At 61.8% G+C, this 13,716-nt stretch carries 9 protein-coding genes; 6 read left to right on the top strand and 3 right to left on the bottom strand.

The features are described from left to right. Nucleotides 1-68: 68 nt before the first annotated feature. Nucleotides 69-653 (top strand): CGNR zinc finger domain-containing protein, encoded by a 585-nt coding sequence (locus QM609_RS15450; protein WP_076948419.1) that lies wholly within the window; start codon nucleotides 69-71, stop codon nucleotides 651-653. Here the strand turns inward: QM609_RS15450 and QM609_RS15445 are convergent. Further along, the gene (locus QM609_RS15445) at nucleotides 650-1,279 is read right to left on the bottom strand and encodes a TMEM175 family protein (protein WP_003940262.1); all 630 of its coding nucleotides are present in this window, start codon (nucleotides 1,277-1,279) and stop codon (nucleotides 650-652) included. The genes QM609_RS15450 and QM609_RS15445 overlap by 4 nt on opposite strands. Nucleotides 1,280-1,495: 216 nt before the next feature. Between QM609_RS15445 and QM609_RS15440 the strand changes: the two genes are divergently transcribed. From QM609_RS15440 to QM609_RS15430, 3 genes are all read left to right on the top strand, one after another. After that, entirely contained in the window at nucleotides 1,496-2,746 is a 1,251-nt protein-coding gene (locus QM609_RS15440; protein WP_047271024.1) for an MFS transporter, read from the top strand. A 16-nt stretch (nucleotides 2,747-2,762) separates the two neighbouring features. After that, on the top strand, nucleotides 2,763-4,430 hold the full coding sequence (locus tag QM609_RS15435) for an amidohydrolase (RefSeq protein ID WP_076948420.1): 1,668 nt from the start codon (nucleotides 2,763-2,765) through the stop codon (nucleotides 4,428-4,430). 93 nt (nucleotides 4,431-4,523) lie between these two features. Further along, nucleotides 4,524-5,183: an LppP/LprE family lipoprotein gene (locus tag QM609_RS15430; protein WP_003940243.1), complete on the top strand. Its 660-nt coding sequence runs from the start codon at nucleotides 4,524-4,526 to the stop codon at nucleotides 5,181-5,183. A gap of 94 nt (nucleotides 5,184-5,277) precedes the next feature. Here QM609_RS15430 and QM609_RS15425 read toward each other — a convergent pair whose 3' ends face one another. Further along, nucleotides 5,278-8,733 carry an indolepyruvate ferredoxin oxidoreductase family protein gene (locus QM609_RS15425; protein ID WP_042921773.1) on the bottom strand — a complete coding sequence of 1,152 codons (3,456 nt, stop codon included), beginning with the start codon at nucleotides 8,731-8,733 and terminating at the stop codon, nucleotides 5,278-5,280. Nucleotides 8,734-9,054: 321 nt separating this feature from the next. On the opposite strand from QM609_RS15425, the gene QM609_RS15420 reads away from it, so the two are divergent. Continuing rightward, the gene (locus QM609_RS15420; RefSeq protein ID WP_003940632.1) at nucleotides 9,055-9,810 is read left to right on the top strand and encodes a MerR family transcriptional regulator; all 756 of its coding nucleotides are present in this window, start codon (nucleotides 9,055-9,057) and stop codon (nucleotides 9,808-9,810) included. Nucleotides 9,811-9,816: 6 nt separating this feature from the next. On the opposite strand, the gene QM609_RS15415 is transcribed toward QM609_RS15420, so the two are convergent. Continuing rightward, entirely contained in the window at nucleotides 9,817-12,336 is a 2,520-nt protein-coding gene (locus QM609_RS15415; RefSeq protein ID WP_050654759.1) for a helix-turn-helix transcriptional regulator, read from the bottom strand. A 364-nt stretch (nucleotides 12,337-12,700) separates the two neighbouring features. On the opposite strand from QM609_RS15415, the gene QM609_RS15410 reads away from it, so the two are divergent. Beyond that, the gene (locus QM609_RS15410) at nucleotides 12,701-13,702 is read left to right on the top strand and encodes a helix-turn-helix domain-containing protein (protein WP_223304431.1); all 1,002 of its coding nucleotides are present in this window, start codon (nucleotides 12,701-12,703) and stop codon (nucleotides 13,700-13,702) included. The last annotated feature ends 14 nt before the right edge of the window (nucleotides 13,703-13,716 follow it).

Below are 13,716 nucleotides of genomic sequence, written 5' to 3'. Positions count from 1 at the left end.
ATGGTTCAAGACTCTCACACGGGTACAGTTGCTGTCGAACCGGTTGAGATGGTTCGCCACGAAGGAGGATGAAAGTGAACGAAGCAGGAGCTGATCAATCCGCTCGGGACGTGTTTCGACTCGACAACGACACGCTCGCCTTCCGCTTCACCGCCACCCTCACCAATCGGAACGGCTCGAGGTTCGAACGACTCACGAGCCCGCAGCGACTCGAATTATGGTTACGCGCCAACGATCTGATGGACGCCCCCGCAACCGCGACAGAAGACGACCTCCGCGGCGCGCAGGATTTACGTGAGGCCATTCATCGCATCGGAACCGCCGTATGCGAGGACCGCCGCGTCTCACGCGCCGATGTCGGGATCGTCAACACCGCATCCGAGCTCGGTGATGCCCACCTCGTCCTCGAGAGTGGCCGGGCCCTCTGGAAATCAGCCGGAGACAATCCGATCCGCGACGCTTTGTCGATAGTGGCTGCCGACGCGATCGCGGTGCTCGGTGGACCCGACCGGGACCGCGTCAAAGCCTGCCAGGGCGACGGGTGCACCGGCCTCTACGTCGACACCAGTCGCGGCAACAACCGACGCTGGTGCTCGATGAACATCTGCGGAAACAAAGCCAAGAAATCCGCGATGACCGCTCGCGCCGACTAGCTCATCTCACCTTCACCGCGACTCCATTTCGCCGCCACTCGGTTCCACAGCTTCTCGATCGGCGTCGACAGCAGGAGAAGAAACAGCGGGAAGTACGACGTCACCGGAACGAGCACACTGACGAGCAGCGCCACCACCATGATCAGGAAAGTGACGATTTCAGCGGTGAAATGCGGCTTCGCATTCTCTTCACTCAACGAAGGGTTGCGAACCAGACCCCACGCGACCACCGCCAGGCACGCAGCACTGGCTGCCATTGTCCCGATGTAGAGAGCCCTGGTCCCGAGATCCTGCGACGGCGCCGCAACGAGCGCTGTCGGGAAGGGCAGGAACACGATGGTCATCACCCACAACCCCAGCCCACGAACGACCACCTTGTCTCCGTCGACCACAAAACGAAGCAACCGATGCTGCGACCACCAGAGCCGGAAGATCACCAGAAAGCTCAGGGCGAACGAATAGAACTGCGCAGCGTGATCGCGCAGGAGTTCCGACGTGGTGCCGTGGTGGTCACTGGTGAGTTCGACCAGCGGCAGGACGAGCAGCGTGATCGCAATGGCGACAATCGCGTCGATGAAAGTGACGTAGCGCTCGAAGTAGCGGGTGCGTTCCGCAATCTCAGCCATTGCGGAAGCATAAGCCTCACAACAGGAAACAGACCGGCGACGCCACTTTACGGAAGCACGTATCCGGAAACATACAATTAACGAATCAAATTCGTTAGATCTCTTGACCGTGGCGGAGCCCATCCCCATACTTAACGAATCACATTCATTAAGTGACTCGCATCACGCCACCAGGGGTCGGTTCAGCCACCCCCTTCAGGACATGGGGTTGCCCTAGTGCCGATCAACGCTTCGACGAATACGCAGTCCGACCGGGTTCCACTCACCGCCAACCGCGGTATTGCCGTCTTCAGTATCGGCGTCATGGGGTTCATCACCGCGAACCTCATCCCCCTGATGATCGTGGCAATGGTCGAGGACCTTGGTGTCACCGAATCCGCTGCCGGTGCCGTTCTGACCGCATCGCTGCTGGTCTGCGCCGTCACCTGCCTCGCCACCACCCGAATCGCCTCGGGCCGGCATCGCCATCTCCTCGGCCGCGTCAGCCTGATCGCGATGGCAGCCGCATTCGGCGTTGCGGCCATCGCACCGTCCACGACGATCGCATGCGCCGCGATCATCGTCGGCGGTATCGGCGCTGGTGGATCCGCATCCGTTGGCGGAGCGGCACTGGCCGCGCTCACGAACCCGGACCGGGCGTCAAGCATCAGCGGCCTCGTGAACCGTGTCGTCGTCACAGCCGTCCTCGCTCTCATACCCATCCTCGGCACACACATGACCAACGCATTCGGCATCGTCGCAGTCCTGGCACTGGCTACCGCAGCAACGGTCACCTGGTTGCCGTCGTCCCCGGTGAAAGAGTCGCCGGAGATGGCGAAGTCCGCCAATACGACCACAGCTCTCCCCGCCGGGGTCAGCGCGAAACGTCTCACTTTTGCCGGAACCGCATTTCTCGCGATGCTTGCAGTCTGGGCGATCAGCGAGGACTCGTTGTGGGCAGTACTCGGCATCATGGGTTCCGAGCACGCCGGGCTCTCGGATCAACAAATGAGTCTCGCACTGAGCGCATCAACGGCGGGTGGTGTGCTCGCGGCTGTTACCTTGACCGCGTTGGGTTCTCGGGTCAGTCGGACAGTATCGATCTCCGTGCTACTGATACTCGGGGCAATTCTGAAGCTGTCTGCCGGCCTCACCACCGATCCCACGATCTACCTGGTAGTGGTCATCGCTTGGAACACGATCTACGCGGCCACGTTCATCGTCCTGGTTGCCATCTCGGCCGCGCTCGACGCGGCCGGCCGATGGTCGGCGCCACTACTGGGCACCTACCTCATCGGCTCCGCGTTCGCGCCGCTGTTCGGAACTTCGGTGACGGCCGGCCTCGGGTATCCGACCTTCGGAGTCATCATCTCGGGGATCAGCTTCGTTCTACTGGTCCCGTTCGCCTTGGTTTCCCGACTCTCTGCACATACCGAAGGTGCGTATCGTCACCACAGCGCCGCCATCACTACTACCGTCATCGCGTAAGGATCACGTAGAAGTCATGAATGACAGCATCACTCACTACCGCAACGGAAAGATCTTCACGGCTGCCGACGACGGATGGGCCGAGTCCATAGTCGTCGAGGACCACAAGCTCAGATTCGTGGGCGAAACCGTCTATGCCGATATCCTGGCACCCGACGCCGAGGTGATCGATCTCCAAGGCGCCGTCGTGCTACCCGGTTTCGTCGACGCACATACACATTTGGTCATGATGGGATTCGCGCTGCAGAAGTTGGATCTGCGTGATGCCACCGATCTCGCCGACATTCAGTCCAGCATCAAGCAATTCGCGGAATCGAACCCGGATGCACCACGTCTGCTGGGTCGCAGTTGGTTGTTCTCCGCGCTGGATGGAGGGCACCCGACGCGAGAGATGATCGACGCCGTCGTGCCCGATCGCCCGGTGTACCTCGACGCCAACGACGTACATTCGGTCTGGGTGAACACTGCAGCACTGCGAGAACTCGGCATCGACGCGGACACTCCCGATCCGATCGGCGGTCGTATCGGCCGGGATCCGGACACCGGAGAAGCCACCGGAATGCTGTACGAGACCGCCATGATGCTCTACGTCTGGCCGAAACTGGCGGAGCTCGCATCCGACGAAGACCGGGACGCCGCCCTCGCTCTCGCCTTCCGCCACTATCTCGAGGACGGCGTGACCGGTGCGGTCGACATGGCACTCGGCGCGGACGAATTAGCCTCGCTGGAAAGAGCATTGGACGCAGGAGACGGAACACTGCCGCTGCGTGTCGCGGCTCACTGGCTGATGACCCGCGAGGACAACGAGGCCGACAACGTCGGACAAGTTCACGACGTGATCGAACTCCACGAGCGCGTCCAAGGTCCGTGGCTCCGTATCGCCGGAATCAAGATCATCATCGACGGTGTGATCGACAGCTGCACTGCCGCAATGAAAGAGCCGTACTCGGACGGCACCAACGCCGAGCCCATCTGGGATCTCGAGTCCTTGATCCCCGTCGTGACAGCCGCTGACGCCGCAGGCCTGCAGATCGCGATGCACGCGATCGGCGACGAGGCGTCGGAGATCGGATTGACGGCACTCGAGTACGCGATCGCCGCCAACGGAGACATTCCCCGCAGGCACCGAATGGAACACTTGGAGTCCATCACCCGGGACAACGTCGAAAGGCTTGCCCGCCTGGGAATCATCGCCTCGATGCAACCGGTTCACGCTGACCCTGCAATCCAGGAGAACTGGCAGGCGATGCTCGGCGACTACCGGGTCCATCGCGCGTACCCCTGGCCCGAATTCACCGAGGCCGGAGCGGTTCTGGCGTTGGGTTCGGACGCTCCGACCGCTCCCCACCCGCCGCTGCCGAACATGTTCATCGCCACCACCCGTCGATCCGCAATCGATCCGTCACTGGCACCCAACCTGCCGAAGTACGCACTCCCCCTCGCGGACGCGCTGGCTCACGCAACTCGCGACGCTGCCTACTCGTGCCGGTGGGAAGATGTGACCGGCCAGCTGGTTCGAGGTAAAGCAGCCGATTTTGTCGTACTGAAACAAGATCCGTTCACCGAAGGGGTCGATTCTCTCCTGACCACAGAGATTGCGATGACCGTCGTTGCTGGATCCGTGCGATACGACGCGGCCGGGGCCAAGAGCACCGAAGCACGGAACACCGAGTCCGATAGCTGATCGTTACCGGTTGTTCGATAACGCACGCATGCGGCCCGGCGACAGAACGAAGGAGGGACTTGAACACGTGAACCCATACACTCTGGAGGACGCATGCGCAGGAAAGCTCCGATTTCGGCCGCCGTCGCAGCCGCTGCACTGGTGACGGCCACTGCCCTGACGGTCGCCGGTTGTGGGTCGACCGAAGGAACACCTGAAGCGGCGGCGAGTTCCACGGCAGCCAGTTCAACGGCGTCGGCGACATCGACGGCAAACGAAACCGAGACGACGGTAGCGAGCTCTCCCCCGCCACAATCGAACACCCGCACAAATGCATCCACGACGGCGACTACGACAGCAATCCCCGCTTCGGGTCCCTGTCTCGACGTCGGCTCCTCGCTCGTCACCGACGCCATCGGCACGCTGGGCACCGACATCAACGGGGGCAATTGGATACCGAGATCCGCGAGCGAAGAACAGATCGGGAATTGTCCTGACCTGCTCTGGGTTTCGGTGGACGGCGACGGCGTCGGCGATGCGACTTACCAGTCACACGTCCTGTTCTTCCACGACGGAACATACCTGGGCACGGCTACCAGTGAGCCGTACTCGTACACACACGTCATCGACAGCAACAAGGATTCGGTATCCGTCCAATACCGTTGGCTGCTGGACGACGATGCATTCTGCTGTCCCCAAGGCGGACCGAACATAGTGAACTTCACGTGGAACGGCAGCGCCGTGGTTGCCGACGGCCAGTTCCCGCCCTCCTGAACCTGCCTGGGTCCGAGAAGGCCCTGAATGCAACTGTGCCCCAGCGACGACGGTCGCTGGGGCACAGTCTTGTTCGATCTACTCGCCGGCGCTCCTACTCACCGACACCGAGTTCGCGCAGGCGAGTCTTGTACAGCTCGATGTTGCCGAGCTTGATGTCTTCGTAACCGCGAACCACGTCCGGCAGTGCCGCGATCTCGACGGCGCGATCGTATCCGTCGGTTGCGAGCGTACGAGAGAGGTCAGCGATCATGGCCTCGTACTCGGCGAGCAGTTCACGCTCGACCTTGCGGACGTGCATGTAGCCGAAGGGGTCGAGCTTGGTACCGCGAAGCTTCTTACCCTTGGCCAGAACCTTCAGTGCAACATGCGACTTGGGTCCGAGACCGATCTTCTTCTTGCGGCCCATCACTCGAAGGATCGGCGGGTGGAGCTTGTAGGTCAGGTTCTCCCCGGCCGGCACCTGAGACTTGACGTCCTCGATGAATGCGGGGTCGACCAGCATACGAGCAACTTCGTACTCGTCCTTGTACGCGGTGAACTTGAACAGGCCGCGGGCAACAGCCTCGCTGAAATCGGTCCGCTCGGTTGCGGCACGTTCGGCGGTCCAGACTGCCTGAACCTGATCGATGTAACGCTGGGCGATCTTGACGGACTGGAACTCGATGAGCTGCGCCGCACGCAGTTCCACCAGTCGCAGGGTTTCACCGGTGAAGGTGGTTCCGGCGAACATGTGAGCCGGTGCGACAACGGGTTCGCGGACGGACTTGGCCGGCGTGGTGACGGCCGAGAACGCTGCGGTGTCGGCAATTGCTGCACGACCCCAACGGAATGCCGCGATGTTCGCGTCCACGGCAACGCCGTTGATGCCGATCGCTTCTTCGATGGCCTCGGCCGGCAGACGAAGTCCACCGCTCTGGTAGGCAGCACCGATCAGCAGGAAGTTGGCCGCTGCGGTGTTACCGAACAACTCCTGCGCCGCGGCGAGTGCGTCGAACGAACGCAGGGTGCGCGACACCTTGTCGAGACGGGCGAGGAGTGACGTCTCCTCGGGGTAGCGAACAGCCTTGTCGTAGACCATGTCTCCGGTCGGCGTCTGAGACGTCGAGGCGATGGAGACCGTCTTCTCGGCGTTGCCGTAGTCGAGGTTCTTGTTGTCCGTCGCGGTCAGCAGGTCGAAGGCGACGATGCAATCCGCGCTGCCCGGAGTGAGGCGGTTGGACGGCTCGAGCGCGCTGGAGCTGAAACGCAGGTGCGAGACAACCGGTCCGGCCTTCTGGCTCAGTCCGATCTGGTCAAGGCTCTCCACCTCGAGGCCGGCGCGCAGTGCAGCCGTTGCGAGCACCTGGTTGACGGTCACGATGCCGGTGCCGCCGATGCCCGCGAGGAAAACGTTCTGCGTGCTGGTGAGCGGTCCGAAATCGGGGTCTGCGACGACGGGCGGGACGGGACGTGCGGCCTTGGGAGCCTTCTTGCCCGGTACCAGTTCGACGGTCACGAACGACGGGCAATCGCCGTCCATGCAGGTGTAATCGGTGTTGCAGGACGTCTGGTCGATCTTCGTCTTGCGGCCGTACTCGGTGTCCACGGGCTGGACCGAGAGGCAGTTCGACTTCACACCGCAGTCACCGCAGCCTTCGCACACTGCCTCGTTGATGACGACGCGAGTGTTGCGAGTGGGCAGCGTGCCACGCTTGCGCTGGCGACGAGCGTCGGCCGCACAGTGCTGGTCGTAGATCAACACTGTGACGCCCTTGATCTCGCGAAGCTCCTTCTGGGCCTCGTCGAGGCGATCGCGGTGCCAGAGCTTGGTGCCCTTGGCCAGAGCGCGCTTGTTGTGACGCGAAGGCTCGTCGGCGCAGATGATGATCTGCTTGACGCCCTCGGTGGTCAGCTTGTGGCTGAGCTGAGCAACGGAGAGGGCACCTTCCGCGTCCTGTGCACCGGTCATCGCTACTACTTCGTTGTAGAGCAACTTGTAGGTGATGTTCACGCCTGCGGCGATGCATGCCTGGACAGCCAACTGACCGGAGTGGAAGAAGGTGCCGTCGCCGATGTTCTGGAACAGGTGAGGCACGTCGGTGAACGGTGCCTGCCCGATCCACTGGCTGCCCTCGCCGCCCATCTGCGTCAGGCCGGTGACAGCGCTGTCCTCACGGCCGGACATGGTGACGAGTGTGTGGCAACCGATTCCGCCGCCGCCGATGGAACCCTCGGGGATAGCGGTGGAACGGTTGTGGGGGCACCCGCTGCAGAAGTACGCGGTTCGCTTGGCGGAGAGCACGTTCAGCGACAGCGGGGCCGGGAGGGTGCGCTTGAGTTCGACGTGCGGCTTCAGTACGCGGCGCAACGGGGCGAGCAGCCGGCCTGCGGTCAGTTCACCACTGGCAGGCATGAGCAGACGGCCCTGGCCGTCACGCTTGCCGATGATGCGAGGGGCATCGTCGGTGCCGTACAGGACTTCCCGGATCTGAGCTTCGATGAACGCGGTCTTGTCCTCGACCACGACGATCTGCTCGAGACCTTCGGCGAACTCCTTGATCTTCTCGCCCACGACGGGGTAGCACATTCCGATGCGAAGGAGACGGATCCCGGCGCGGTGCAGCGCGGCATCATCGACGCCGAGGTCTGCCAGAGCTTGTCGGACGGAGTCGAAAGTTGTACCGGTGGCGGCGATACCGATCTTCGCACCGGAGGGGTTGACCTCGATCACATCGAGGTTGTTGGCAGTTCCGTACGCGTGCACAAGATCCCATCGCGGGCCGTACAGATCGGCCTCGGCGATGACACTGTCCGGTGGCGCGGCCATCTGACGCTGCTTGTAGACGAAGGGCTTGCCCTCGAACTGCACTTCCGGAACCACGATGTCGAAGTCCGCGATGCTGCCGTCGATCGTCCAGGCACCGTCTGCGACGTCGGCGACGATCTTCAGCGCTACGACGCAACCGGAGACACGCGAGAGTGCAACGGCGTGCATACCCATCGTGATGATCTCTTCGGCATTGCGTGGGAAGAGAACCGGCACGCCCATCGCGGCAAGCGAGCGCTCGCTGACGGCCGGAACCGTGGAGGACTTCGACGCGGGGTCGTCGCCCACCAGGAGGACGACGCCGCCCTTGGGGTTCACGCCGTACATGTTGGCGTGGCGAATGGTGTCGGTAGCGCGGTCGACGCCGGGGCCCTTGCCGTACCAGACGCCGGTCACGCCGTCGTGGGTCGCGGTTCCGGCGGGGAGATCCGTCTGGCTTCCCCATACCGCCGTGGCGGCGAGCTCCTCGTTGAAGCCAGGGATGAAGGTGATGTCGTGCTCGGCGAGAACCTTGGGCATGCCGTGAAGCATCTTGTCGACGCCGCCGAGGGGGCTGCCCTGGTAACCGGAGACGAAGGTGGCAATACGCTTACCTGCCCGAATGTCGCGAACGTGCTGCTCGACGAAGCCGCGTGCAATTGCCTGAACACCGGTCAGCAACACCGGTCCCGATCCCGACCGGTACCGATCATCGAGGTCATAGGGCTTGGCCTGGGCTACGCCCGACACCAGTTCAGTCATCGTGGACCACCGTTCCGTCTGCAGTGCATTTCAACTACCGTGCATTTTCAACAACCGCGTAACTCGATCTGTTCAGATGATCGTGGTCGAGGTATGTGAAAGCGTCAACAGAGGCTTGTTCAACTATTCAAATTGACAATTTGTGAGCCAAATCACGTGACCTAGGTCATCGAATCAATCAGTTGGAGACCCGTTCGTGGCGATACGGCGAAACGGACATAAAACGTTCCCGACAATGCACACCGAGAACTTTCTTGACATTGACGCAACGTCAACTTGCATGCTGAATGAGCACAACCGATCCGAGAGTAGGAACTCCACGTGAGCGAATGGTCCATCCAAGAACTCGCCAAATCCGCAGGTACCACCAGCAGAACGCTGCGTCACTACGGCGATTTGGGACTCCTGGAACCGAGTCGCATCGGCGCCAACGGCTACCGCTTCTACGACGAAGACGCCCTGGTGCGACTGCAACGCATCCTTCTACTTCGGGAACTCGGACTCGGATTGCCGGCCATCGCCGAAGTCCTCACCGGCGAACGCGATACGGCCGCCGCACTGCGTACGCACCTCGAACTCCTCGAGCAAGAGCGCACGCGGATCTCGAGACAGATCGAATCGGTCAACAGGACCTTGAACAAGACGAAGAATGGTGAATCACTCATGCCGGAAGATGTTTTCGACGGGTTCGACCACACCCGATACAAGGACGAGGTCATCGAGCGTTGGGGCAAGGACGCCTACACCAGCGGCGACAACTGGTGGCGGTCGATGTCGGAGCAGGACCGTAAAGCTCATCTGCAATCTCAAGCCGACATCGCAGCGGCATTCGGAAAAGCACTGACAGCGGGGCTGTCCGCGGAAAGCGACGACGTCCAGACGATTACCCGAAGACAGTTCGAGTGGATAAAGATCGGTTGGCAGGGAAGGACTCCCAGCGCCGACGCCTTCACCGGACTCGGCCAGATGTACGTCGACGATCCCCGCTTCACTGCAAACTACGACAAGTACGGAGAAGGCACCGCTTCGCTGGTCCGTGACGCGATGAAGGTCTACGCCGAGCGCAATCTGCACTGACGCCGATCAGTCCTGCCCACTGCCGAGGAGGTTGTGTCGGTGCGCTGCCGCGACAGCCTCTTCCCGGGAATGCGCACCGAGTTTGCGATACAAGGCTCGGAGGTGACTCTTCAGCGTGTTGTTGGATACGAACAACCGCCGCGCGATCTCACCGATCGGAATGCCGAGACCCAGTTCCACGAGAACGTCCATCTCCCGTTTCGTCAATTGGACCCGAACGATGGCCGCCGGATATATCTGCGCCGCTTCGGATTCGAGAAAGGTCGCGACGGCACTGCTCGAGCCCTCGGCCCGATCTTCGAGTTGCCTGATCAGATCACGCGGTATCGTCGCCAGGGCCGACAGGACACCGGAGGTTTCGAGCAGTCCGCGAGCTTCCTCCCATGTACTCGCGGCAGCGGGGATCCTGCCCAGTTCACACAGAGCAGCGCATTCGATCAGCAGGGATTCGAGCCGAAACCTCGTGAGATACTGCCCGCTCCAATCGATTTCGCGGCACAATTCCAATGCCTGGGACGGCGACCCGGTCAGGAGATGCGTCCGCGCCACGGAGACCGTGACAACTGCAAACGTATGTGGCGCAGCGACTGATTCTTCCAGCGCCTTGGTACCCTCCCCGGACGCCAACAGAAGATCGATACGTGCCGCGGTGAGAAGCGCGTCACCGAGCGATCGTTCACACGGATTCACGTGGCCGTGCGTTGCCACTGCGCGCTGGAGGGAAATCAGCCCCGAGAACGGATCCGATTGCAGCAGTGAAAATCTGGTGTAAGTGTAGGCCGCGAACGCCCACAGGTCGCCCGGCGGTGTGACCTCGGCGAGTGCGTCCATCGCGGCAGCTCCGGCGTGCAGGTCCACGCTGTCGCACGCCACCAGTGCCCGCGCGATCGCTCCCCCCATGTGCGAGGGCGGTCCCAACCATCCCGAAACGTCCGGGTGTGTGCTTTCCAAGTGCAGCCAGTCCGTCGCGTGCGCGACGTCCCCGATCAGCGCGGAGTTGAGCGCGGCATTGCCTGCGGCGTGACGCAGGACGAACTCCGGACCATGTTGCACCGCACCTTGATAGGCGAGTCGCAATTCCACCGCGGCATCACCGAGGTCACCGGTCAATTGATGCGAGACCCCCCAGATCAGCCGCAGGGCGGGCAGTTGAGACCCCAACGCGCCCAACGACTCGTCGCCGAGTCCGTACACGACGTGCGCCAATTTGCGCGTGATCTCGGTAGAGCGTTGGTACTTACCGGATGTTCTCAGCACCACCGATTGGACAGTTCCGACGTTCAACAAGCTGTGCGCATGCGGACTACCACCTATCGCACGCAATTCCGCCGGTTCCGTCGGTAATGAATCGCCGTTGATCAACTGCGGCCGCAGACGTGATTCGAGCAGGTCACGACCCACCAGAATCGAAGGGTTCGAACTGAGTACGTCACCGGGTATGGATTGCAACGCAGTCCGGACCAATCCGGTGTGATCGACCAGAAGATCAGCCCAGTGGCGCTCGAGTATGTCGAGCACCCTGGTCCACTTGCGTCCGTCCAAGGCGTAGTGAACGGCACCGGCTATATCCGAAGTCCCGAGAGCGTGATCGACGAGTACCTGGAAGGGATCTTCGAATCCATCCCCTTGTTCGGCCCGTATCTGTATGAATGCCAGTCGAACTGACGGCGCGAAGTACCAGGACGGTTCTCCCTCGAAACCATTCCGGAAGATCAGACCGAAAGACTCGAGCAAGTCCAGTTTGCCCTCCACGTCAAGATCGTCGGACAAGACACGAGCGATCTCTGGTGTCACCGTGCGGGCAGCGGCGATCGTAGTCGCGAAGTCGAACAACTCGAGCGACTTGCCCGACCGAGGAGCGGTCCGACTGACGTACGCGTGGATCGCCTGGTCCACTCGCTGCTGAACGCGTTCGCGTCCACGGCTCGGTTCACTCAGCCCCGCAACCGCACTCAGAGCAACCTTCATCAGCACGGGAACGCCGGCGACGCGTTCACAGATCGAATGGACGATGCCCGAGGGAAGGTGAATCCCTGCCTCCGCGAACAGAACGGTGGACTCGTCGAGCGTGTATCTGAGGTCGTTCGCGCACAGGTACTCGTCCACGCGGACGTCTTCGAGCAAGTCCGTCGCAGACCGATCCTGCAGCGTGACGATTACTTTCAATCCGGGAAGCCGCACGATCAGATCCACGATTCGGCGTCCCACCTCGTCACCCTCAACCAGGTCGATGCGGTTGAACACCAACACGAATGGTGCGGGCGACGAGTCGAGGAGTGATTCGATCGCGCCCACTGGATCCTCGCGCATTCGTGGCGGGGCCTCGAGTGATTCCAGGGAATCCTGAATTACTGCGAGCGCGGTGTTCCAGTACTCGAGGGGGGTCATCCGATGCGATGGCGCCGGCACCCAGACTACCGGTCTGCTCGGCACCTGCCCGAGAGTCGTGAGCCACAACGCGGCGAGTTCCGTCTTGCCGAACCCAAGCGGCGAATCGATGACAGTCAATCCCGCCGAGCGTTCCATCAATCCGAGGAGGCGGGGACGAATCGCCGTGGCTCCACGCCCGGCAAGCCGCCTTTGCAGCGTGCCCCTTCCTCGAGGATTTCGCTTTGCTCGAGATAGCTGCGATCGATTCGAAGTGGACGTCATGATGGCCGACAAACGAGCAGTCGATCCCCGCCGAACTCGAGATTTCGTTCGAGCATCGAACTCCCAACCTGTCCACCCATAACGAACAACATAGACAGCTTCGCCGCGACACGCGAGCACTGGCCGTCTCACAAATACGCCCGATTTGTCTCATTATGTGGGCTCGGTCACTATTGACGTCTATTTGCGGGAGAGTGACTGCGACCTGCGGGATCTGACATATCATGCCCGCGTGTCGATGAATTCCGCCCGCATCCGCGTGTCGACCCGATCGGTCGATCCTGCGGACGCCGACGACTTCTGGCGCAGTGCCACACGTCCGTTCTTCGTCACCGACCGAATTGACCCTGACACATCTCTCGAAGGCTCGATCACAGCGCTTTCCATCGGAACCTCGTTGATCGGTCAAACTACCTTCAATGCACAGAAGTACACCCGAAACAATCGGCTGATCGCCGAGAGCGGACTCGACGATGAATACATGGTCCAGGTCGTCCTCGACGGGCAGTTGAGCGGCAACGCCGACGGAGTCGATTTCGTCGCACGTCCAGGCGATGTCACATTCTTCGACCTCGGGCGTACCTGGACCGCCGACGCGGAGGCGGAATCGACAGGGCGCACCATCACGCTCCTCGCACCGCGTTCCCTCGTCGAGGCCGAGTCGAAGGGTCGTTCTCTACACGGGACGGTACTGCGCGGAGTTCCTGCCGTCGTGCTCGCTCAGTGCATGCAATCGGTCGTACTCGCGCTACCGCATCTCGATCCCGATGCTGCGGCCGGCTACGAGGACGTCGTCGCTTCCCTCCTTCGTGTCAGTTTGGGTATCGCCGAACCTGATCTGTCGCCGCGGCCCGATCACTCTCTCCGCGATCGTGCGTACGCCTACATCGCCGAGCATCTCTCGGAGACCTGGCTCGGCCCGACGAGCATGTGCGCAGCATTGTCCGTCTCCCGGGCACAGCTCTATCGCGCATTCGCATCCGACGGCGGAATAGCTCTTGTCATTCGGCGGAAGCGTCTCGAACTCGTCTACCGCGAATTGACCAGAACCGAGATGCCGAACGAAACGATCGAAGCGTTGGCCCTGCGATGCGGCTTCACCTCGAAATCCCAGTTGGCGCGAGCGTTCAAGGACTTCTACGGGATGACCCCGAGCCAAGCCCGAACCGACGGCAGACGCACGATCGGGGACCCGTCGATCGCACGCCTACACCGCCGACTCGAATTCTTCAGCCCCTGAATCCGAGATACTCC

It is taken from the genome of Rhodococcus sp. IEGM 1302 (assembly GCF_030056935.1).
Lineage (GTDB): Bacteria > Actinomycetota > Actinomycetes > Mycobacteriales > Mycobacteriaceae > Rhodococcus_F > Rhodococcus_F qingshengii.
This window is presented reverse-complemented; position numbering and strand designations above follow the sequence as displayed.